This window comes from Thioclava atlantica, assembly GCF_000737065.1.
In the GTDB taxonomy this organism is placed as follows: Bacteria; Pseudomonadota; Alphaproteobacteria; order Rhodobacterales; family Rhodobacteraceae; genus Thioclava; species Thioclava atlantica.
In genome coordinates, this window is the sequence record NZ_AQRC01000003.1 from 282,259 (window position 1) to 302,964 (window position 20,706).

The 20,706-nt window shown below is 65.2% G+C and carries 19 protein-coding genes; 10 read left to right on the plus strand and 9 right to left on the minus strand.

Features of this window, described 5'->3' with window-relative positions:
- Positions 1-3 precede the first annotated feature (3 nt).
- Complete coding sequence (ald, locus tag DW2_RS05680; RefSeq protein WP_038144360.1) at positions 4-1,128, plus strand: alanine dehydrogenase; 1,125 nt, start codon at positions 4-6, stop codon at positions 1,126-1,128.
- A gap of 68 nt (positions 1,129-1,196) precedes the next feature.
- Here ald and mscL read toward each other — a convergent pair whose 3' ends face one another.
- From mscL to DW2_RS05700, 4 genes are all read right to left on the minus strand, one after another.
- A complete protein-coding gene (mscL, locus tag DW2_RS05685) occupies positions 1,197-1,619 on the minus strand; it encodes a large conductance mechanosensitive channel protein MscL (RefSeq protein WP_038144362.1) in 423 nt (140 codons plus the stop codon).
- A gap of 152 nt (positions 1,620-1,771) precedes the next feature.
- Positions 1,772-2,401 (minus strand): hypothetical protein, encoded by a 630-nt coding sequence (locus DW2_RS05690; protein WP_038144364.1) that lies wholly within the window; start codon positions 2,399-2,401, stop codon positions 1,772-1,774.
- A 104-nt stretch (positions 2,402-2,505) separates the two neighbouring features.
- Positions 2,506-3,297 carry an inositol monophosphatase family protein gene (locus DW2_RS05695; protein ID WP_038144366.1) on the minus strand — a complete coding sequence of 264 codons (792 nt, stop codon included), beginning with the start codon at positions 3,295-3,297 and terminating at the stop codon, positions 2,506-2,508.
- A gap of 145 nt (positions 3,298-3,442) precedes the next feature.
- Positions 3,443-4,348, minus strand: coding sequence for a LysR family transcriptional regulator (locus DW2_RS05700; protein ID WP_038144367.1), 906 nt, complete (start codon positions 4,346-4,348; stop codon positions 3,443-3,445).
- 93 nt (positions 4,349-4,441) lie between these two features.
- Here DW2_RS05700 and metF point away from each other — a divergent pair, with 93 nt between their 5' ends.
- Positions 4,442-5,308 (plus strand): methylenetetrahydrofolate reductase [NAD(P)H], encoded by an 867-nt coding sequence (gene metF / locus DW2_RS05705; protein ID WP_038144368.1) that lies wholly within the window; start codon positions 4,442-4,444, stop codon positions 5,306-5,308.
- Between the two features lie 78 nt (positions 5,309-5,386).
- Here metF and DW2_RS05710 read toward each other — a convergent pair whose 3' ends face one another.
- The gene (locus DW2_RS05710; RefSeq protein WP_038144370.1) at positions 5,387-6,031 is read right to left on the minus strand and encodes a DUF2268 domain-containing putative Zn-dependent protease; all 645 of its coding nucleotides are present in this window, start codon (positions 6,029-6,031) and stop codon (positions 5,387-5,389) included.
- A 134-nt stretch (positions 6,032-6,165) separates the two neighbouring features.
- Between DW2_RS05710 and DW2_RS05715 the strand changes: the two genes are divergently transcribed.
- Entirely contained in the window at positions 6,166-6,657 is a 492-nt protein-coding gene (locus tag DW2_RS05715) for a PaaI family thioesterase (RefSeq protein WP_038144372.1), read from the plus strand.
- Here DW2_RS05715 and DW2_RS05720 read toward each other — a convergent pair.
- Both DW2_RS05720 and DW2_RS05725 read right to left on the minus strand, forming a co-directional pair.
- Positions 6,559-7,761: a DUF2235 domain-containing protein gene (locus tag DW2_RS05720; protein ID WP_238321269.1), complete on the minus strand. Its 1,203-nt coding sequence runs from the start codon at positions 7,759-7,761 to the stop codon at positions 6,559-6,561. The genes DW2_RS05715 and DW2_RS05720 overlap by 99 nt on opposite strands.
- Positions 7,762-7,867: 106 nt before the next feature.
- Positions 7,868-9,013, minus strand: a complete 1,146-nt coding sequence (locus DW2_RS05725; RefSeq protein WP_038144373.1) for a type III PLP-dependent enzyme — start codon at positions 9,011-9,013, stop codon at positions 7,868-7,870.
- Between the two features lie 228 nt (positions 9,014-9,241).
- Between DW2_RS05725 and DW2_RS05730 the strand changes: the two genes are divergently transcribed.
- Positions 9,242-9,673 carry an Lrp/AsnC family transcriptional regulator gene (locus tag DW2_RS05730; RefSeq protein ID WP_038144375.1) on the plus strand — a complete coding sequence of 144 codons (432 nt, stop codon included), beginning with the start codon at positions 9,242-9,244 and terminating at the stop codon, positions 9,671-9,673.
- Between the two features lie 362 nt (positions 9,674-10,035).
- A complete protein-coding gene (locus tag DW2_RS05735) occupies positions 10,036-13,149 on the plus strand; it encodes a valine--tRNA ligase (protein WP_038144377.1) in 3,114 nt (1,037 codons plus the stop codon).
- Between the two features lie 57 nt (positions 13,150-13,206).
- On the opposite strand, the gene DW2_RS05740 is transcribed toward DW2_RS05735, so the two are convergent.
- Positions 13,207-14,502 carry an MFS transporter gene (locus DW2_RS05740; protein ID WP_038144379.1) on the minus strand — a complete coding sequence of 432 codons (1,296 nt, stop codon included), beginning with the start codon at positions 14,500-14,502 and terminating at the stop codon, positions 13,207-13,209.
- 116 nt (positions 14,503-14,618) lie between these two features.
- Here DW2_RS05740 and DW2_RS05745 point away from each other — a divergent pair, with 116 nt between their 5' ends.
- Positions 14,619-15,737 (plus strand): pyridoxal phosphate-dependent aminotransferase, encoded by a 1,119-nt coding sequence (locus DW2_RS05745; RefSeq protein ID WP_038144381.1) that lies wholly within the window; start codon positions 14,619-14,621, stop codon positions 15,735-15,737.
- A 148-nt stretch (positions 15,738-15,885) separates the two neighbouring features.
- Positions 15,886-16,092, plus strand: a complete 207-nt coding sequence (locus tag DW2_RS05750; protein ID WP_038144383.1) for a hypothetical protein — start codon at positions 15,886-15,888, stop codon at positions 16,090-16,092.
- Here the strand turns inward: DW2_RS05750 and DW2_RS05755 are convergent.
- Entirely contained in the window at positions 16,083-17,294 is a 1,212-nt protein-coding gene (locus tag DW2_RS05755; RefSeq protein WP_038144385.1) for a pyridoxal-phosphate-dependent aminotransferase family protein, read from the minus strand. The genes DW2_RS05750 and DW2_RS05755 overlap by 10 nt on opposite strands.
- 143 nt (positions 17,295-17,437) lie before the next feature.
- Here DW2_RS05755 and DW2_RS05760 point away from each other — a divergent pair, with 143 nt between their 5' ends.
- The 3 genes from DW2_RS05760 (at position 17,438) to DW2_RS05770 (ending at position 20,706) form a co-directional block, all read left to right on the plus strand.
- On the plus strand, positions 17,438-19,186 hold the full coding sequence (locus DW2_RS05760; protein WP_038144387.1) for an ABC transporter ATP-binding protein: 1,749 nt from the start codon (positions 17,438-17,440) through the stop codon (positions 19,184-19,186).
- A gap of 51 nt (positions 19,187-19,237) precedes the next feature.
- Positions 19,238-19,969, plus strand: coding sequence for a CAF17-like 4Fe-4S cluster assembly/insertion protein YgfZ (gene ygfZ / locus DW2_RS05765; RefSeq protein WP_038144389.1), 732 nt, complete (start codon positions 19,238-19,240; stop codon positions 19,967-19,969).
- A 404-nt stretch (positions 19,970-20,373) separates the two neighbouring features.
- Positions 20,374-20,706 carry a DUF6280 family protein gene (locus tag DW2_RS05770; protein WP_038144391.1) on the plus strand — a complete coding sequence of 111 codons (333 nt, stop codon included), beginning with the start codon at positions 20,374-20,376 and terminating at the stop codon, positions 20,704-20,706.

The following is a 20,706-nucleotide window of genomic DNA, read 5'->3' on the forward strand; positions in this document are numbered from 1 at the left end:
GCGATGAAGATCGGCACGGTGCGCGAAATCAAGGCACAGGAATTCCGCGTGGGGCTAACCCCCGGAGCGGCTCAGGAAGCCGTGGCGCATGGCCATGAGGTGGTCGTCGAGACCGGCGCGGGGCTCGGGGCCGGCTTCGCCGACAGCGATTACACGGCTGCCGGCGCGGCGATCGTCGCCGACGCGAAGACGGTGTTCGAGACGGCGGACATGATCGTCAAGGTGAAGGAGCCGCAGGCCTCCGAGCGCAAGATGCTGCGCGAAGAACAGATCCTGTTCACCTATCTTCACCTCGCCGCCGACGAGGCACAGGCCCGCGATCTGATGGACTCGCGCGCCACCTGCATCGCCTACGAGACCGTGACCGCCAGGGATGGCACCTTGCCGCTGCTGGCGCCGATGTCCGAGGTGGCCGGCCGCCTTGCGCCGCAAATGGGCGCCTGGACCCTGCAGAAGGCGAATGGCGGGCGCGGCGTGCTGTTGGGCGGCGTCCCGGGCGTGGCACCTGCGAAGGTCGTCGTCATCGGCGGCGGCGTCGTCGGAACCAATGCCGCGCGGGTTGCGGCCGGGATGGGGGCGGATGTGACCGTGCTCGATCGCTCGCTGCCGCGGCTGCGCTATCTCGATGACGTCTTCGGGGGAACCTTCCGCACGGCCTATTCCTCGAAAGCCGAGACGGAAGCGCTCGTGGCGCAGGCGGATCTGGTGATCGGCGCGGTTCTGATCCCCGGTGCGGCTGCCCCGAAACTTGTGACCCGCGAGATGCTCAAGACGATGAAACCGGGCGCGGCGATCGTCGACGTGGCGATCGACCAGGGCGGCTGCGTCGAGACCTCGTGCCCGACCACGCATGACAACCCCATCTTCGAGGTCGAGGGCGTGATGCATTACTGCGTGGCGAACATGCCGGGCGCGGTGGCGCGCACCGCGACGCTCGCGCTCTCGAACGCCACTCAGCCCTTCATGCTCGCGCTGGCCGACAAGGGCTGGGAGCGCGCCTGTGCAGAGGATCCGCATCTGGCCGCGGGCCTCAACGTTCATGCCGGCGAAATCACCCATGCGGCAGTGGCCGAGGCGCTCGACCTGCCGCTCCATGAGACTGCGAGCCTTCTGCACGCGGCGGAGTGATCCCCCCAATTCAGAGAACAAAGGCCCGGGCGTTCCCGGGCCTTTTCCTTTTCGCTCTGCGCGTGGGTCTACTTCTTCAGCGCGTCGCGGATCTCGAGCAGCACATCGAGTTCGCTCGGACCGGTCGGCACCTCGGGCGCCACGTCGTCGGGCCGTTCGGCCGCGGCCTTCACGCGGTTCACCATCTTCACCAGCATGAAGACCACGAAGGCGATGATGAGGAAGTTGATCACCGCCGTGATGAAGGCGCCATAGGCGAAAATGGGAGCGCCGGCTTCGCGCGCCGCGGCGAGCGAGTCGAACTGGCCCTCGCCGAGATTGACGAAGAGGTTCGAGAAATCGATCCCGCCCGTCACGACGCCGATGATCGGATTGATGAGGTCGCTCACGAGCGAGGTGACGATCGCGGTGAATGCCGCGCCGATGATGATGCCCACGGCCATGTCCATGACATTGCCCTTGGCGATGAAGTCCTTGAATTCCTGAATCATTCTCTGCCTCCCGACAGATGCTCATTGCCCCTTCAAATCGACGTTACCATGCATGGCGAACCCCGCCATATTTATTTTTGACTCAGGAATAGAGGTTTTCCCCGCCTCCAGGGCGGCCAGGACCATCCCGGACGGTCCGGGCCGACGCCTTTTCAGAACAGCTGACCCCGCGCGTCTTCCACGAGACGCCTGGCAAGTGCCGCGACCGAATGGGGAAGCTCGGGCACTCCCTGCTCGCCATAGACCGGCGAGGCCGCGAAGCCGTCGCTGAGCCGGGCGCGCGCCTCCTGCCGCGCGATCTGCGCGAGCTCGTCCGCGTCGAACCGAAGGCTTTCGCGCGCCCTGTCCTCCAGGTCATCCGCATCAATTCCGGTCGGCGGCGAATCGAGCCGCCGCTCGGCGAGTTGCAGAAGACTGCGCAGGCGTCCCTGCGCCTTGCGAATGCGCGTGCGTGCTTCGGCGCGCTGATCGTCGCGATAGGCGGTCTCGAGCGAGAGGGTCTCGGCCAGCGAGGCGCGGTCCTCGCGCAGACCCGACACCGCGTCGCAAAGTGCACCGGCGGTTTCCGGCCCCGCCTCCGCGGCATCGGCCTCGCAGCCCGCGATCATCCCGTCGATCATCATGATCCGGTTTCGCGCGATCAGATCGGCGGCCTCGGCGAAGGCGAGATCACAGGCGGCCTCGCGCAACTCCTCCAACGCGGCCGCAAGCGGGGTGGAGCGGGGCTTGGGCACCCCGGCGAGCGCGGCCGGGGCGTGAGCGCCGAATTCTTGCTGGAACATGGCAGTGTCCTTCCTTTGGCAACCGGATCACGCTGCCAAAAGAAGGTGAACGAGAGGTGAACATTGTGGGAACACCCGGATCAAGCGGAGAAAACCCCGCAAAATCAATCGTTTTCGCGGAGCACTTTCGCGAGCGTGGGGAAGGTCGCAGCATTGGCCGCGATCACCGAACCCGATTCAAAGATCGAGCGGCCCTCGCGCACGGCCTCGGTAAAGCCGCCAGCTTCCTTCACCAGGATCAGCCCGGCAGCCATGTCCCAGGCGTTGATCCCGCGCTCCCAGTAACCCTCGTAGCGGCCCGCCGCGACATAGGCGAGATCGAGCGCCGCCGCCCCCCAGCGCCGCACGCCCGCGCATTGCGGCATGAGTTTCGCGAGGTCCTGAAGCGTCGCCGGGAGGGTCGAGCGGCCGCCGAAGGGCACGCCGGTCGCGAAGATCGACTCGATCATCTTGTGACGGCCGGAGACGCGCAGGCGGGTCTCGTTCATATAGGCGCCAAGACCCTTTTCGGCATAGAACATCTCGTCCTTCGCCGCGTCGAAGATCACGCCCGCAATCACTTCGCCCTTGTGCTCGAGCGCGATCGAGACGGCCCAGTGCGGCAGACCATGCAGGAAGTTCGTGGTCCCGTCGAGCGGATCGACGATCCAGCGGCGGGTCGGATCCTCGCCATCCTCCTCACCGGTTTCCTCGCCCAGCCAGCCATAGGACGGGCGCGCGCCGCGCAGCTCTTCCTTGATGATGCGCTCGGCCTCGCGATCGGCTTTCGAGACGAAATCGCCCGGCCCCTTGGCCGACACCTGAAGGTTCTCGACTTCGCGGAAGTCCTTGACCAGCGAGCGGCCGGCCTTGCGGGCGGCCTTGATCATCAGGTTGAGATTTGCGCTGCCTTGCATCGGGAGGGCTCCTTGAGTTTCAAGCGGGTGCCTTACAAGGGTTGCGCGCGAAATCCAAGGGCTTTGGCGCATGGGCGCAGCGTGCCGCCGCACCGGCCCGCCGAAGCTTGCCCGACCATCGGGGTATTTTTCGGCGCGATGACCTTCACGCGCGCTGAAGCTTGACGGGTTCAGTCCGGGCAAGGCGCAGGAAATGGGCCATGAAGGGCTCCGTCGCCTCTTCGGTCCGCGTCGCGGCATAGAGGCGCTTGGTGAGGCCTTTTTCGGTGACCGGCCGGGTGATGTAATCGGACTGGTATTTCACCTCGCGCAAGACCCAGTCGGGCAAAACGGCGACGCCGCGCCCGGAGGCGACGAGCATGAGGATCACCGCGGTCAGTTCGACCTGGCGATGGGCATGGGGTTCGACGCGCGCAGGGGTCAGCAGCATCGAGAAGACATCCGAGCGGCCCCGGTCGATCGGATAGGTGATCAGGGTCTGGTCGGCGAAATCCTCGGCCGTGACATAGGGCTTCTCGGCGAGCGGGGAATTCGACGCGGCGATGAAGGTCGGCGCGTAATCGAAGAGCGGATTGAAGGTAATCCCGTCGAGCTTCTCGGGATCGGAGGAGATCACCAGATCGACCTCCTCGCGCATCAGCGCGGGCAGCGCATTGAAGGCGAGGCCCGGGCGGATGTCGATATCCACCTCGGGCCAGGCGCGGCGAAACTGTTCGAGCACCGGGAAGAGCCAGTCGAAACAGGCATGACACTCGATCGCGATATGGAGCCGTCCCGCACGTCCCGAGCGCAGCGCCTCGAATTCGGCCTCGGTCGCGGCGATCTCGGGCAGGATCCGTTCGGCCAGCCGCAGGAACTTCATCCCCGCCGCCGAGAGTTTCAGCGGTTTCGAGCGGCGCACGAAAAGTTCGACCCCGGCCTGATCCTCGAGCCCCTTGATTTGGTGCGACAGGGCGCTTTGTGTTATGTGAAGGATATCCGCCGCACGGGCCAGACCGCCCGCATCGTGAATCGCCTTTATCGTGCGAAGGTGGCGGAACTCGAGATGCATCTTGTTGCTACACTCATAACCATTGTGAGGAATATGAATTTGTCTCACAAAGCCCGATCTGGCACAAGGGACGGAACGAAAGGACAGATTCCCATGACGACGCCCAAGGTCAGTTTCGAATTCTTCCCGCCGCAGACGCTCGACGCGTCTTTCCGGCTGTGGGAAACCGCGCAGGTGCTCGCACCGCTCAAGCCCGAATTCGTCTCCGTCACCTACGGGGCCGGCGGAACGACGCGCAAGCTGACCCATGAGGCGGTGGGCGCGATCCACAAGAATTACGGTCTCAACGTCGCCGCACACCTGACCTGCGTCGAGGCGACCCGCGCCGAGACGATGGAAATCGTGAATTCCTATGCCGAGGTCGGCGTGACCGAGATCGTGGCGCTGCGGGGCGACCCGCCGAAGGGTCAGGGGAAGTTCACGCCCCATCCCGAGGGTTTCGCCTCCTCGGTGGAACTGATCGAGGCGCTCGCCGAGGATGGCCGCTTCACGATCCGCGCCGGGGCCTATCCCGAACCGCATCCCGACGCCGCCGACATCCATGCCGACGTGCGCTTTCTCAAGCGCAAGGTCGAGGCGGGCGCGAGCTCGGCGATCACCCAGTTCTTCTTCGAGGCCGAAACCTTCTTCCGCTTCCGCGATGCCTGCGAGAAGGAAGGGATCGAGGCGAAGATCATCCCCGGCATCCTGCCGATCCAGTCCTGGAAAGGGGCGAAGAATTTCGCCCTGCGCTGCGGCACGTCGATCCCGGCCTGGGTCGAGGAAGCCTTCGAGGCAGCGATCCGCGACGATCGCGAGCAGCTTCTGGCCACCGCGCTGTGCACCGAGCTTTGCGACAAGCTGATCGAGGGCGGCGTGGAGGATCTGCATTTCTACACCCTCAACCGCCCCGGCCTGACCCGCGACGTGTGCCATGCGCTCGGCGTCACGCCCGAGGCGGTGCTGGAGAACGTCGCCTGAAAGGGTGGCGGATCGGAGAGAATGGAAGGGGCCCGGCTGGGCCCTTTTTCTTATGGCGTGGGGGGGCGTTGCGGACGGTCAGACGGCTTCGAGGAATGCACGAAAATCGAGAGCATCCGCGTGGACCAGCTCGGAAGCCCGGGCGTTGCTATTTTCGGCCAGATAACGGCCGACTACTTGATAGCCGAGGGAGTATCCTACCCATGCTGGGAACTCCTGTGATCCGAAGAACCAGTCAGCGTGGTTGTACTCGGTGCTTTGCCAATCAGATTGAGCTTTGAAAAAGTAAGGGCGCAAGGTGCTGACTGGCACTTGCTCCCAAGGCTCGCTCTCGCCGTCATAAGCTTCCTGCGCGAAGCGCCCCGCTAATCCCTCAGAAACAAGGGCCTCACCGAGCGTATGGCCATACCCTGGGCCGTCCCATCGCGAGGAGTGATGCAGCTCGTGCGCCAGCATCCGTTCCAAGGACTGTGATGGGTTTGCCCGCAGGATCGGGTTTTCTGGATCTACGGTGACATAGATCAGGCCCTTATCGGGAGCATACCCCAGATGCCCTTTCTCGGGAATGACGGCTTTCCCAGCCTTCACGATCACATCTGTATCTCGCAACGGCAAATACTTCGCAGACACTGAGAAAGCATCGTGTAGCCGTTCTGCAAGCCATTCATCCATGTTGGCAAGCTGATGGCGAGCATTGATGATATGCAAGGTCATCTTGGGCATGGTGGGAACCATCGCATTTGAATACCAATGACCGCAATGGTCCCCAAGCCGCCATTCTCCTCACCCACCTACCTCCCCCCTTCCCTTTCCATCCCGCCACGATAGCTTAAGGCCCGACACGCAAAGGACCCCAGATGCCCGAACAGTATTTCGCCGAAAGCCCGGAAGACTTCCTCCCGCTTGAGGAGGTTCTTTCGATGTCGGGGCTCGACTACATGCGCAAGATGGTGGCCGGCGAGGCACCCTCGCCCACGGTGCAGAAGTCGATGGCCTATCGCATTACCGAGGTCGAGGAAGGCCGCGTCACCGTGCGGGGCACACCGGGCCTGCCGCAGACCAACGCCTTTGGCGGTGTGCATGGCGGCTGGTATGCGATGGCGCTCGACACGGCGATGACCTGCGCGGTGATCACCGGGCTCAAGCAGGGCCAGACCCAAACCACGCTCGAATTCAAGGTCAACCTGATCCGCGCGATCAAGCCCGGCACCGAGGTGATCGGCGTGGGCCAGCTCGACCATATCGGCCGCTCAACCGGCGTCGCGCGCGGAGAGATCCGCGGGGTCGAGGACGGACGGCTCTACGCGACGGGCACCGCCACCTGCTTCATCATGACGCCCGGGCTCTGAGATCGGCGCGGCGGGTTCGTCGAGTCGCCGGATCTCGGGCCGCAGGATCCGCGGGCGGAAGATCGCGACGCCGCCTTTCTCGGACAGCTCGACGCTTTCGTGCAATGCCTCGCTCGGGTCGATGCCGACCACGCGGGGCGCTCGGAGCCAGAACAGCTTGCCCCAACCGCGCCATGTCCCCACCGAAGGCGCGTTCGGATCGCGCGGAAACTCCTGTTGCCAGCCGGGCGGGAGCGCGAGCCCCAGCCCCTCGGCCTTCTCCAGCATCCAGACGAGCGGAATATTCGCGCGCGGCCGGGCATCGGCGAAATGGCCCAGCTGCCCGCCGATATCGCCATGCGCACCGGCGAACCAGCGCTGCTCGAGCCGGGTCGCGCCGGTCGTGTCGCTCTTCCAGATCAACGGCTCGAGGACCGACCGGGTCTCGTGGAGCGCCAGCGCCTGATAGCCGTGATTGACGCTCTCGCCCAGATGGTGGCCGTGAAACCGCACCCGCGCCTCGCTCACCAGCCAGAAGAACGGCAAGCGGACCCCGAGCGCCTGCACGGTATCGAAGGCCCCGACCATCTCGATCGGCACCGCCTCGTGGCAGAGCGTCCGGCGAAACCCGTTCAGGATCGGCTCAGGCGTCTCGCCCTCGTAATGGCGCCAGGCCAGGCGGGTGTTGCGCTCGATCGCGTGCTCGGGCCGGAGCAGGCCCACCCGCTCGATCATCCCCGCCAGCGAACGTGCCGCGAAGGCCCCCCGCGAATAGCCGATCAGGAAGATCCGATCGCCCGGACGGTAGCGCATCGCGAGCCAGCCATAGGCCCGCAGGATCTGCGTGTTCACGCCCCAGCCGAACCAGACATCCGAAATGTCGTGCCATTCGCGCCATTGCAGCCCGCGCCCGTAATAGACGGAAGCCCTAGGCGCGGCCCTGCGCAGGAAGCGATAGATAAGCCCGATCGAGGTCAGACGATCGGAGCGGAGCGAGCCCATCGTGCCGTCGAGCAGCAGCACGTGATCGAGCGGCTCGCGCCCATGCGGCGCCTGCCGCACCTCCGCCCGTTCGGGGCTGTAGCGCCGGAAAGCCGAGATCAGGCGTTCGAACAGCCCCCGCAAACCCAAATGCCTCCCGCGAAAGAAAAAACCTTGCCCCGGATATCCTAGGGCAAGGCTGGTTAATTTTCACATCCCAATGTCGCGCGCGCCGGGCGCGATCGGGGCCTCAGAAATCGAGGCTGAGCGCGGTGACCACCTCGAGCTGGCCGAAACCGTTGAAGCGGGTATTCGTCGCGCTCGAATAGGCGCCCATGCCCTTGAAGACGACGAAATCGCCCTCTTCCATATCGGTCGGCAGCCCGAGCTCGCCCGGCAGCCGGTCGACCGAATCGCAGGTCGGGCCGAAGACGATGCGCGGACGCGCCTCTTGCGAGCGGATCACACCCTCGGGCGAGATCGCCGCGATGCGGTCGATATTGCCGATGAGCGGAAGCTCGGCGAGGCCGCCATAGACGCCGTCATTGAGGAAGACATGCTCGCCATCGCGCAGCGCCTTGATCCGGGTGACATGCACGAAGGCATCGCCCACCAGGCCGCGGCCCGGCTCGCAGACGAGGGCGGGACGCGCCGCGCCGAAGGCTTCGCCGGTCACGCGGTCGATCAGCGCGAAGATCTCCTCGAGCGCCGGCGCCGGGCCCACCGAGCGGTGGTTCGGGAAGCCGCCGCCCACGTTGAGGCGTGCGATCTCGACCCCGGCATTGCGCGCGATCTCGGCGGCGGTGCGGATATAGGCATCCCACGCCATCGGATCGGTGCATTGCGTGCCCGGATGGAAGGTCAGCGAGGGGATGAAACCCGCCGCCGCCGCGCGCGACAGTAGCACCGCGGCCAGTTCCGCGGTCGCACCGAACTTCGCGCCGAAATTATAGGCCGCGCCCGCGACCGGCAGCTTGAAGCGCACCGAGATCTCGCAGCCTGCGGCGGGGACCATCTCGATCAGCTTGTCGAGCTCCGAGATCGAATCGACCGACCAGGTCTTCACGCCCTTCGCCACGGCGAAGGCGATCTCGTCGCGGCCGCGGACGGGGTTGTGATAGTGCAGCGCCGCATTCGGCGCGATCCGGCGGATCATCTCGATCTCGGCGGGGCTCGCCACGTCGAAACCGCGCAGGCCCGCGGCGACGAGGTTCTCGATCACCATCTCGTCGGGGTTCGATTTGACCGCATAGGTCACGAGGCCCGGGAAGCCGCGCAGGAACCGGCGCGCCGTGGCTTGCAGCACGGTCGGCGCAAAGACCAGCACGGGATGATCCGGCTGCTTGGTGCGGATGACTTCAACGGGGTTCGCCCAGATCGTCTTCGACAGTCCCATAGGCTTTCTCCTTCGCCAATGAGTGGCAGCCACCTCTTGCCCCTTTCGCGGGTTGGGAGAGCGCTTACGCGTTTCAACCAGTCCGCAGGCAAGGTACGTATGAGCCGCCCTTTTCCTGTCTTTCGATGTTGCGCGATATGGAACACAAACTCACCGGAGAAAAGAACAAAAATGACGCGAATCTTCGTTACATTGACGAAGATGCCGGTCAAATTGCATGGTGTTGTCATGGATGAACTCGATCAGAAGATTCTCGGCCTCCTCTCGGGCGACGCACGGATGTCGCTCGCCACGATGGCGCGCCGCCTGCGCGTAGCGCGCTCGACGATCCAGGCGCGGCTCGAGAAGCTCGAGACCTCGGGCGTTATCGCGGGCTACACGGTCAAGCTCGGCGAGGAGGCAAAGGCCGGACGGCTGCGCGCGACCGCGCTTCTCGAGATCGACCTGCGGGTGCAGGCGGCGATCTTGCAGAAACTCCGCACCATCCCCGAGATCGAGCGCATCATCACCACCTCGGGTCGCGTCGATCTGCTGCTGCAGATCGCGGCGAACTCGACCCAGGCGCTCGATCACGTGCTCGACGTGATCGGGGAGATCCCGGGCGTGCAGAATTCCGAGAGCCTGATCCACCTTACCACGAAGCTCGACCGCGCGTTCTGAGCCCGCGTTCTGAGACGGACCAGGGCCCGGGAGGGGGCGCTGCCCCCGCTGGCTGCGCCAGCCCCCCGGGATATTTTCGTCAAGAGGAAGGAAAAACGCCCGGCTCGTTCCTCAGAGGGGAGGGCAAGCCTGGCGCTTCCAAATGCGCGGCCATCGGCGTCCCCGCCTGTCCCGCTCCCCCTCTCTACGGCAGGACGGTTAACAATAGCCTTCATCCTTCCAAATGCTCCAAATATCCCGGGGGTGAGCGGCGCAAGCCGCGAGGGGGCAGCGCCCCCTCCCCTCCATCCCTTCCCGCGAAGGGTTTTCCTCGCCCCCGCGCCGGGCTAAACAGCGCTCAAGCCGAGCCAAGGATGCCTGACATGACGATGGACAAGACTTTCGACGCCGCCGCCGCCGAGCCGCGGATCTACGCGAAATGGGAAGAGGCCGGAGCCTTCAAGGCCGGCGCGAATGCCTCGCGCGACGAGACCTTCTGCGTGATGATCCCGCCGCCCAACGTCACGGGCGCGCTGCATGTGGGCCATGCCTTCAACAACACGATCCAGGATATTCTCGTGCGCTGGCACCGGATGCGCGGCTTCGACACGCTCTGGCAGCCGGGTCAGGACCATGCGGGCATTGCGACCCAGCTGATGGTGGAAAAGGAACTGGCCAAGACCCAGCAGCCCAAGCGCACCGAATTGGGCCGCGAGAAATTCCTCGAGAAGGTCTGGGAATGGAAGGGCCAGTATGGCTCGACCATCATCAACCAGCTCAAGCGGCTAGGGAGTTCCTGCGACTGGTCGCGCAACGCCTTCACCATGTCGGGCGCGCCCGGCGCGCCTGAGGGCAATGAAGGCAATTTCCATGACGCTGTGATCAAGGTCTTCGTCGACATGTACGAGAAGGGCCTGATCTATCGCGGCAAGCGGCTGGTGAACTGGGACCCCCATTTCGAGACCGCGATTTCCGACCTTGAAGTCGAGAATATCGAGGTCGCCGGCCACATGTGGCACTTCAAATACCCGCTCGCGGGGGGCGAGACCTATATCTACCGCGAGAAGGACGAGGACGGGAACGTCATCCTCGAAGAGGAGCGCGACTATATCTCGATCGCGACCACCCGCCCCGAGACGATGCTGGGCGACGGTGCGGTGGCGGTGCATCCCTCGGACGCGCGTTACGCGCCGATCGTGGGCAAGCTCTGCGAGATCCCGGTGGGCCCGAAGGAGCATCGCCGTCTCATCCCGATCATCACCGACCAATACCCGGACCCGAATTTCGGCTCGGGCGCGGTCAAGATCACCGGGGCGCATGACTTCAACGACTACATGGTCGCGAAGCGGGGCGGCATCCCGATGTATCGCCTGATGGACACCAGGGGCGCGATGCGCGCGGACGGGTTGTCCTACGAGGAATGCGCGGCGCGCGCGATGGAGATCTCGCGCGGGGCGGAATTTACCGAAGCCGAGATCGACAGCCTGAATCTCGTGCCCGAGGAGCTGCGCGGGCTCGACCGGTTCGAGGCGCGCGAAGCGGTGGTGCGCCAGATCACCGAAGAAGGACTGGCGGTGATGATCGCCAATCCGAAGGCGGAAGACGAAGGCGAGCCGGCCGAGATCCCCTATGTCGAGAGCAAGCCGATCATGCAGCCCTTCGGCGACCGCTCGAAGGTCGTGATCGAACCGATGCTGACCGACCAGTGGTTCGTCGATGCCGAGAAGATCGTGGGCAAGGCGCTCGACGCGGTGCGCAAGGGCGACACGGTGATCCTGCCCGAGGCGGGCGAGAAAACCTATTACCACTGGCTGGAGAATATCGAGCCGTGGTGCATCTCGCGCCAGCTCTGGTGGGGCCACCAGATCCCGGTCTGGTACGGTCTCGACATGGAAGCGCCTGATTTCCGCGATGACGAGGGCGACGGGACGATCGACCTGGTGGAGATGGGCCGGCTGCTCGTCGAGACCAAGATGGTGCATCGTGACGACCGCTATCACTGCGCGGCGGATTTCGAGTCGGTGACCGGCTGGTTCAAGGCGGCGAATGCCGCGCTGCCGACGCCGCTCAACGCGGCGCGGATCGTCGAGGTGGCCGACCGTCATGCCGCGATCGAGGCACTGGCCGCGAGCCTTGCGCAATACGAGATGACCGAGGACCCGACGCAGCTGATCTACCCGGTCTGGCGCGATGCGGATGTGCTCGACACCTGGTTCAGCTCGGGCCTCTGGCCGATCGGCACGCTCGGCTGGCCCGAGGACACGCAGGAGATGCGCAAGTATTTCCCGACCGATGTTCTGGTGACCGGCTTCGACATCCTGTTCTTCTGGGTGGCGCGGATGATGATGATGCAACTGGCCGTGATGGATCAGGTGCCCTTCCACACCGTCTACCTGCACCAGCTCGTGCGCGACGAGAAGGGCAAGAAGATGTCGAAGACGGCGGGCAACGTGATCGATCCGCTCACGATCATCGACGAATACGGCGCGGATGCGCTGCGCTTCACCAATACCGCGATGGCGGCTCTGGGTGGCGTGCTGAAACTGAGCGAAGAGCGTATCAAGGGCTATCGCAACTTCGGCACGAAGATCTGGAACGCCACGCGCTTCGCCGAGATGAACGGCGTGTTCGAAGGCCCCGTGGTCACCGAGATCCCGCAGCCCACGCATACCGTGAACCGCTGGATCATCGGCGAGACCGCGAAAGTGCGCGAACTGGTTGACGAAGCCTTCGTCGCCTACCGCTTCAACGACGCGGCACTTGGCCTTTACGGCTTCGTCTGGGGCAAGGTCTGCGACTGGTATGTGGAATTCGCCAAGCCCCTCTTCGATGGCGAACACGCGGAAGAAACCCGCGCCACGATGCGGTGGGTGCTCGATCAGTGCTATACGCTGCTGCACCCGATCATGCCCTTCATCACCGAGGAGCTGTGGGAGCTGACCGCGCCGCAGGGCGACCGCACCAAGATGCTCGTTCATGCCGACTGGCCGAGCTACACGGCTGCAGATCTGGTCGACGAGGCGGCCGATCGCGAGATGAACTGGGTGATCGACCTGATCGACGCCATCCGCTCGAGCCGCACCCAGATGGGCGTCCCGGTCGGGCTGAAACTCCCGATGGTCCTGGCAGAGGCGGACGACGCCGCACGCGCCGCGCTCGCCAATAACGAGGCGCTGATCTTCCGCCTCGCGCGGGTCGAGAGCATCACCGAGGCAGCCGTGCCGAAAGGGGCGATCTCGATCCCGGCGCAGGGCGCGCTTTTCGGGCTGCCGCTCGAAGGGGTGATCGACATCGGCAAGGAGAAGGCACGTCTGGAAAAGGCGCTCGGCAAGATGGAAAAGGAAATCGGCGGCATGAAGGGCCGGCTGAACAATCCGAAATTCATCGAGAACGCCGATCCCGAGGTCGTGGTGGAAACCCGCGAGAACCTCGCCCGCGCCGAGGAAGAGGCCGAGAAGGTCCGTCAGGCCGTGGCGCGTCTGGCCGAGCTGGGCTGACACAATACCATTTCGAAAAAGAACGGCCCGGGGCGACAAGCCTCGGGCCGTTTTCGTTCAGTGTGAGGTTTCCTTCATCGTGTAAGCCACACCCGAGGCCACGACGCAGATCCCAGCATAGAGGATCAGCACCGCCTCGGGACCCAACACCGCGAGCCCCGAGCTTGCTGCGCCGAAGGCCAGCAGCATCACCCCCACCGTCGTGTTCGAGACCGCCGTATAGGCCGCGCGGTTGTCCTTGGGCGACATGTCGACGAGATAGGTCGCCCGCCCCAGACGCACGCCCTGATAGCCGATCATCAGCCCGAAGAGCGCGACCGGCGCGGCCCAGATCGTCCCCATCAGTCCGAAAAGATCGAACAGCACCGCGAACGACAGGAAGACCGCTCCGACGAGCCCCGTGAATATCAACACCCTGCGCGAGGACCGGTCGGCCAGCCGTCCCCAGATATAGGAACTGACCAGCGAGGCCAGCGCCGAGGCCAGGACCATCGCGCCCAACGCCCCGAACCGGTCGTCGCCCGCCTGCGTCGCGAGCAGCACGATATAGGGCGGCGCCAGCGCGGTCGGCAGCAGCAGGACCCGCGCGATCACGAATTTTCCCAGATCCCGGTCGCGCCACAAAAGCGCAAGCTCGCGCAGCGCGATCCCCTGGCCATCCTCGCCGGGCTGGTCCTCTTCGCGCAGGGTCGAAAAGACCAGCGCCGCTCCGATCCAGAGCAGCGCGGCAAGCGAGATCGCCCCGATGACGAGGCTCATCCGCTCCACGACCCCCGTCATCAGGATCAGCGCGAACAGGATCACCCCACCGGCCGAGATCGTGGTGGCGACGCCCGTCGAGGTGCCGCGCCGCGCCCGGTCCACGGTCTTGCCCAGAACGTCCTTGTAGCTCACCGAACTGACCGAACGCGCCACCGCCAGAACGGCCAGCGCCGCGAGCATCGCAAGCCCTGCGCCCATCCCCTGCATCGTGATCGCGATCCCGACGATCGCGGCCGCGGCCAGGCCCTGCCCGAGACTGCCCGCAGCCCAGGCCCATTTGCGCTGCGGCATCTTGCGGATATGCGGCGCGGTGAAAAGCTGCGGCAGGAGAGAGCCCGCCTCGCGCACCGGCACCAGCCAGCTCACCAGCGCGGCAGGCGCGCCGACCGCCTGCATCAGCCAGCTCAGCACCAGTTTCGGGTCGATCAGCCCGTCGGCGAGCTTCGTCATCGAGATCGAGGCGACATGGCGCAGGAAATTCGCGGGCTCGTGGCGCGCGGCCCCGTCGCTGAGTTCCTTCGTTCCCCCGCGCCGGTCCCCGGTCAGCGCCTGAAAGACGGTCGTGGCGAAGGAAGGGTCGCTGGCGCTCATCGGCTGGCTTTCCGCATGGTGACATTTCGAAGGCTAACGCCTAACAAGCTCACCTGCCAGCGCAGGGTTCCGCAAGCCCCTTGCCGCAAACCCGCTTTGGCCTTACGCCTTGTGCCATGACCGGACCTCGCTACACGAAACTCGTCGACAGCCTGCCCGCCACCGTGCCCTTCGTCGGCCCGGAGGACCAGGAACGCAATGCCGGACGCCCCTTCGCGGCACGGCTCGGGGCGAATGAGAACGGCTTCGGCCCCTCTCCCCGCGCGATCGCGGCGATGGCGGCTGCGGCGGGCGAGGTCTGGAAATATGGCGATTCCACCAGCCACGACCTGCGCGCCGCTCTCGCCGCCCATCATGGCGTCGGGATCGAGAACGTATTGGTGGGCGAAGGGATCGACGGACTTCTGGGCTATCTCTGCCGCTTGGTGATCGAGCCGGCCGATGCGGTGGTCACCTCGGAAGGGGCCTATCCGACCTTCAACTACCATGTCGCGGGCTTCGGCGGCGTGCTGCACAAGGTTCCCTACAAGGATGACCGTGAAGACCCGCAGGCGCTGATCGCGAAGGCGGCCGAGGTCGGCGCGAAGCTCGTCTATCTCTCGAACCCCGACAACCCGATGGGCACCTGGCATGACCGCGCCACCGTCGAGGCGATGATCGCCGCCGTGCCCGAGGGCACGCTGATGGTTCTGGACGAGGCCTATGTCGAGTTCGCCCCCGAAGGGACCGAGGCGCGCATCGACGCCGATGACCCGCGGGTGATCCGGATGCGCACCTTCTCGAAGGCGCATGGCATGGCGGGTGCGCGGGTGGGTTATGCCCTTGGTGCGCCCGGGCTGATTGCCGCCTTCGACAAGATCCGCAATCATTTCGGGATGTGCCGGATTTCCCAGGCCGGCGCGCTCGCCGCGCTCGAGGACCGCACCTGGCAGGCCTATATGCGCCTGCTCGTCGCCGGTGCGCGCGAACGGATCGGCGAGATCGCGGAAGCGAACGGTCTGCAGGCCCTGCCCTCGGCCACGAATTTCGTCGCGATCGACTGCGGGGCGGACGGCGATTTCGCGCGCGCCGTTCTGCGCGAACTGGGCGAACTTGGCGTGTTCGTCCGGATGCCTTTCATCGCTCCTCAGGATCGCTGCATCCGGGTCTCGGTCGGCCCGGAGACCGAGCTCGAGGCGTTTGCCGAAGCGCTTCCCAAGGCGCTGGCATCGGCCCGCGCCGGACAGTCGCGATAGACGCCCCAGACGGCCCCCTTCCTCGCGACGCGCACATTTCCGCTCAAGCCATGGGCAGGAAAGGGCCGCTCCGGCCCGATCTCCCGGTTTGGTGAGTTGAAGCGCGGCAAAGGCAGGCGCATCTTTCCAGCGTGAACAGGAGGAGCCCATGAGCCGCAAGTCCCGCAACCGCCGCATGGCGATGCTCAGCCCGCTGGCCTTTGCCCTGACCTTCGGCGCCTATGCCGGATCGGGTTCGATCACCCGCGACCCGCGCGTCTCGTCGCCACAAGAGGAAACGCCGAGGATCTCGCGCGAGGCGCGCGAAGAGGTGAACTGGCTCACCGACTGGATCGAGCGTCACGGTCAGGCCTGACCCGCGCCTCTCGCGACTGCGGCCGCCGCCGCCGCGAGCCCACCCTGACCATGCGGGATCGCGAGCGCCTGCATCCCGGCTTCCATCGTCGCAAGAGCGCCCAACGTCATATGCGCGTTCACATGGCCCATATGCGCCACGCGCAGGAAATCTCCGGCTTCGGGCGTTCCGGGTTCGGCCATGCCAAGCCCGATCCCCAGCGTCACCCCGGCCTGGGTCTCGAGCCAACCGCGCAACCTCTGCGCCCCGCCTGCGCCGATCCGCGCCGCGGTGACCGAATGGGCGCGATGTGCCGGATCGGCGATGTTGAGCGCGATATCGCCCTCCTTCCCCCAGGTTTCGAAGGCCGCCCAGACGGCACGCGCGAGCGTCGCGTGACGGGTCCAGACATGCTCGAGCCCCTCTTCCTCGAGGATCATCTTGAGCGCCTCGTCGAGCCCGAACAGATGATGCGTGGGCGAGGTGCCGCCGAAATACTGGTAGACGAGTTCCGGGAAAGCCCGAGGCTGCCAGTTCCAGTAGGGAGTGACGAGATCGGCCTTGCGGTTCGCCTCGAGCGCCCTGTCGGAAAACCACACGAAACCCAGACCCGGCGGCGTCATCAGCCCCTTCTGGCTCGCGGCGACCATGACATCCGCGCCCCAGTCGTCCATCCGGAATTCGTCGCAGCCCAGCGACGCGATGCAATCGACCATCAGCAGCGCGGGATGCCCCGCCGCGTCGATCGCCGCGCGGACCGCAGCCACGTCATTGCGCACCGAAGTCGCGGTATCGACATGGGTAAGCAGGACCGCCTTGATCTCGTGCCGAGGATCCGCGCGCAGCGCCGCCTCGACGCGCGCGGGATCGGCCGGCGCCTTGAGCCCGAAATCGAGCCGCTCCACCTCGACGCCCATCGCGGCGCAACTCAGCGCCCAGATATTGCCGAACCGCCCCGTCACCAGCCCGAGGGCCTTGTCGCCCCGCGAGAAGACATTGGCGATCGAAGCCTCCCAGGCGCCGTGCCCGTTCGCGATGTAGATCGCGACATGGCTCGAGGACAGCGCGACCCTGCGCAGGTTCGACGCGACGCGTGCGGCGATCTCCTCGATCTCACCCTCGTAGATATTGGGAGCGGGCCTGTGCATCGCAGCGAGCACCCGGTCGGGCATCGTCGAGGGGCCGGGAATGGCGAGGTAGGGACGCCCCTGGGCAAGGCTCATCTGGGATCTCCGTCAAGCTGAACGGACAATCGGTAATCCGCCCACCCCGCTGCGTCAATTGCCGCTGCGCTTGCACGCCCCCCCTCACTCGCGTTAAGGCGGGGGCTGACCCGCGCGCAAGGCGCTCAACGTGACGAAAGCTCGTGGCAAAGACTCCCGATCCATATGACTCCCGACGGCTCTTCTCCCGCATGTGGCGCGACTACCTGCATGTGCACTGGCCGTGGGTCATTGTCGCGGCCCTGCTTCTGGTGGTCGAAGGCTCGACACTCGGCGCGCTGAGCTGGCTTCTGAAGCCACTTTTCGACAAGGTCTTCATCCAGGGGGAATCCAATCTCATCTGGTGGGTCGGCTTCGGGATCTTCGGGCTATTCCTGCTGCGCGCCGTGACCTCCGTGCTGTCGCGCACGGTGATGTCGAACGTGGCCTTCCGTACCTCGAGCGACATGCAGATCGACCTGCTGCGCCATGTGCTCCGGCTCGATCAGAAGTTCTACCAGGACTACTCGCCGGGTGCCTTGATGGAACGGGTGCTCGGCGACACGCAAGCGCTTCAGGGGGTCTGGCAGACCTTCATTACCGGGGCGGGTCGAGACACGATCGCTCTGGTCTCGCTTTTCGCAGTGGCCATCTCGATCGATCCGATCTGGACGCTCGGCGCACTGATCGGCACCCCTCTGCTGATCCTGCCCACCAAGATGGCGCAGCGCTACATCCGCCGCAAGACACGCCAGATGCGCGAGGGCGCGTCCGACAGGGCAACCCGTCTCGACGAGGTCTTCCACGGCATCCTGGCCGTGAAACTCAACGGGATCGAAGAGTACCAGACCTCGCGTTTCGACAAGCTCGTCCAGGAGCTCCGCAAGGCCCTCATCAAGACGGTCGCGGTTCAGGGCACGGTGCCCGCGATGATCGACATCATGACCGGGCTCGGTTTTTTCATCGTGCTCGTCCTCGGCGGCCAGCAGATCCTGTCGGGCGAACGCTCGGTCGGTGAATTCATGTCCTTCTTCACGGCGATGGCGCTGGCGTTCCAGCCGTTGCGCCGGCTCGCGAACATGAGCGGAAGCTGGCAATCCGCCGCGACCAGCCTCGAGCGCGTCTATCGCATGTTCGACATGAAGCCCTCGATCTTCTCCCCTGCCCAGCCCGCGCCCGTTCCGGCCTCGACCCGGATCGAGCTCAAGGACGTGCATCTGCGCTACGGCGACAGGCCGGTGCTGCGGGGGCTGAGCTTCACCGCCGAGGCGGGACAGACCACGGCGCTCGTGGGCCCGTCGGGCGCGGGCAAGACCACCGTGTTCAATCTGCTCACCCGCCTTGTCGATCCCGACAGCGGCATCGTCTCGCTGGGGGGCACCCCTCTCCCGCAGCTCGATCTGGCCGATCTGCGGCGCCAATTCTCGACCGTCTCGCAAGATGCCGCCCTCTTTGATGAAACGATCCGCGAGAACGTCCTTCTCGGGCGCGACGACGTGCTGCCGAAGACGCTGCGCACCGCGCTCGAGGCGGCGCATGTCACCGAGTTCACGGATCTTCTGAGCGACGGGATCGACGCCCCGTCCGGCCCTCGCGGCTCGGCGCTCTCCGGCGGGCAGCGGCAACGGGTGGCGATCGCTCGCGCCGTTCTGCGCAACGCGCCGATCCTGCTGCTCGACGAGGCCACCTCGGCGCTCGATACCGTGTCCGAGGCGAAGGTCGCCGAGGCGCTGGCCCAGTTGAGCACCGGGCGCACGACGCTGGTGATCGCGCATCGCCTCTCGACCGTGCGCAACGCCGACAAGATCGTCGTCGTCGTCGAGGGCCGGGTCGTCGAGGAAGGCACGCATGAGACGCTGCTGGCCCAGAACGGAGCCTATGCCGCGCTGTGCCGGATGCAGCTTCTCGACTGAGGCTGACATCGGGCGGGGCGCGCCCTACATCCCTCGGGAAAGGAGTATTCCATGGGCGAGCGTATCCTCTATGAAATCACCGGCTCCGAGCGGGAACATTTCCTGCAGGGGCTGGTCACCAACGATCTCCGCAAGCTGTCGCAAGGACTGGTCTATGCCGCGCTGCTGACGCCGCAGGGCAAGTACCTGGCGGATTTCTTTCTGCTCCAGCAGGGCGAGGCTATCGTGATCGACCTCGACGAGAGCATCGCCGAGCCCACGATCAAGCGGCTGTCGATGTACAAGCTGCGCGCCGATGTCGCGATCGCACCCTCCGATCTCAAGGTCTATCGCGGAACCGGTCCGGCTCCCGAAGGTGCGCTGCCCGACCCGCGCCATCCCGATCTGGGCTGGCGGCTCTATGGCGAAGGCTCGGGCGAAGACGGCACCGACTGGGACGCGATCCGGGTGGCCCATTGCATCCCGCAAACCGGCATCGAACTGACGCCCGATACCTTCATTCTAGAGGCGGGGTTCGAACGGCTCGACGGCGTCGATTTCAGAAAGGGATGCTATGTCGGGCAGGAGGTCACCGCGCGGATGAAGCACAAGACGGAACTGCGCAAGGGGCTCGCGACCGTGCGCATCGAAGGGCCGGCGGAATGCGGCGCGGAGATCACCGTGGACGAGCGCAGGGTCGGCCAGCTCTTCACCCGAGCGGGGGACCGGGCCATCGCCTATCTCCGGTTCGACCGCGCCGGGGGCGAGATGCGGGCCGGCGAGGCGCGTCTCACGATGTTATGACGCGACGAAACTTGTTTTCGGAAAATTGCAAGAGGCGGGCGTCAAGAAGTTGGCGCAGCGTGTTTCTCCAGAAACGGCCGGATGCGCGGGGCCCAATCGGTAGCGCCTTCGGTTTTCACGCATTGTGAATTTCGCAAGAATTTCCGTTATTTCTCAAATATATAAGGCGACTTAGGAGCAACTTCTGCCCGCTCTCCTTCTGCCCCACCCCTTGAAAACGCCCCGAAGCTATCTAAGTGCTAGCGGATCGTCGGGGGGCTCATTCGAGTTATGCAATGGGCAACAGAGGCGATATGCGTTAAACGCATGCCTGCCATGAGTTGGCGGCCATATCGAATCGGGGCGAAAGCACCATAGATGTCCCCCACGCCAGGAAACACAAGAGCAATAAAAAGGACGGAAGAATGCGCGATTTCGTTGACGGCTCGGCCTTCAATTATGAACAAGGACAACGGGCCCGGAAGCTTTTCGCTGCGGTGGTTCTGGCGGCACTCGACGATGCGATCGCCGATGACAAGAAATATGGCAACGGTCCCGAGCAGATCGCCCGCTGGGCACGCTCGCGCGATGGGCGCGAGGTTCTTTCCTGCGCCGGGATCGACCCGAATGAACGCGTCGTCAAAGGCCTGATGGAGTTCGTCGCGAAGGGTGTCCGGACCTCGGTCGCACTTTCGCGCGAAGAGAGCGAGCGTCGTCTTGCCGCGATTTCGGACGATCACGAAGCCGAAGCGGCCTGA

Coding starts and splice junctions, on each gene's coding strand:
- ald (WP_038144360.1), top strand. CDS start 4: ATGAAGATCGGCACGGTGCGCGAAATCAAGGCACAGGAATTCCGCGTG.
- DW2_RS05715 (WP_038144372.1), top strand. CDS start 6,166: ATGCCCGAACAGTATTTCGCCGAAAGCCCGGAAGACTTCCTCCCGCTT.
- DW2_RS05690 (WP_038144364.1), bottom strand. CDS start 2,401: ATGTTCCAGCAAGAATTCGGCGCTCACGCCCCGGCCGCGCTCGCCGGG.
- DW2_RS05695 (WP_038144366.1), bottom strand. CDS start 3,297: ATGCAAGGCAGCGCAAATCTCAACCTGATGATCAAGGCCGCCCGCAAG.
- DW2_RS05770 (WP_038144391.1), top strand. CDS start 20,374: ATGCGCGATTTCGTTGACGGCTCGGCCTTCAATTATGAACAAGGACAA.
- DW2_RS05725 (WP_038144373.1), bottom strand. CDS start 9,013: ATGGGACTGTCGAAGACGATCTGGGCGAACCCCGTTGAAGTCATCCGC.
- ygfZ (WP_038144389.1), top strand. CDS start 19,238: ATGGGCGAGCGTATCCTCTATGAAATCACCGGCTCCGAGCGGGAACAT.
- mscL (WP_038144362.1), bottom strand. CDS start 1,619: ATGATTCAGGAATTCAAGGACTTCATCGCCAAGGGCAATGTCATGGAC.
- metF (WP_038144368.1), top strand. CDS start 4,442: ATGACGACGCCCAAGGTCAGTTTCGAATTCTTCCCGCCGCAGACGCTC.
- DW2_RS05750 (WP_038144383.1), top strand. CDS start 15,886: ATGAGCCGCAAGTCCCGCAACCGCCGCATGGCGATGCTCAGCCCGCTG.
- DW2_RS05710 (WP_038144370.1), bottom strand. CDS start 6,031: ATGCCCAAGATGACCTTGCATATCATCAATGCTCGCCATCAGCTTGCC.
- DW2_RS05735 (WP_038144377.1), top strand. CDS start 10,036: ATGACGATGGACAAGACTTTCGACGCCGCCGCCGCCGAGCCGCGGATC.
- DW2_RS05700 (WP_038144367.1), bottom strand. CDS start 4,348: ATGCATCTCGAGTTCCGCCACCTTCGCACGATAAAGGCGATTCACGAT.
- DW2_RS05730 (WP_038144375.1), top strand. CDS start 9,242: ATGGATGAACTCGATCAGAAGATTCTCGGCCTCCTCTCGGGCGACGCA.
- DW2_RS05745 (WP_038144381.1), top strand. CDS start 14,619: ATGACCGGACCTCGCTACACGAAACTCGTCGACAGCCTGCCCGCCACC.
- DW2_RS05755 (WP_038144385.1), bottom strand. CDS start 17,294: ATGAGCCTTGCCCAGGGGCGTCCCTACCTCGCCATTCCCGGCCCCTCG.
- DW2_RS05740 (WP_038144379.1), bottom strand. CDS start 14,502: ATGAGCGCCAGCGACCCTTCCTTCGCCACGACCGTCTTTCAGGCGCTG.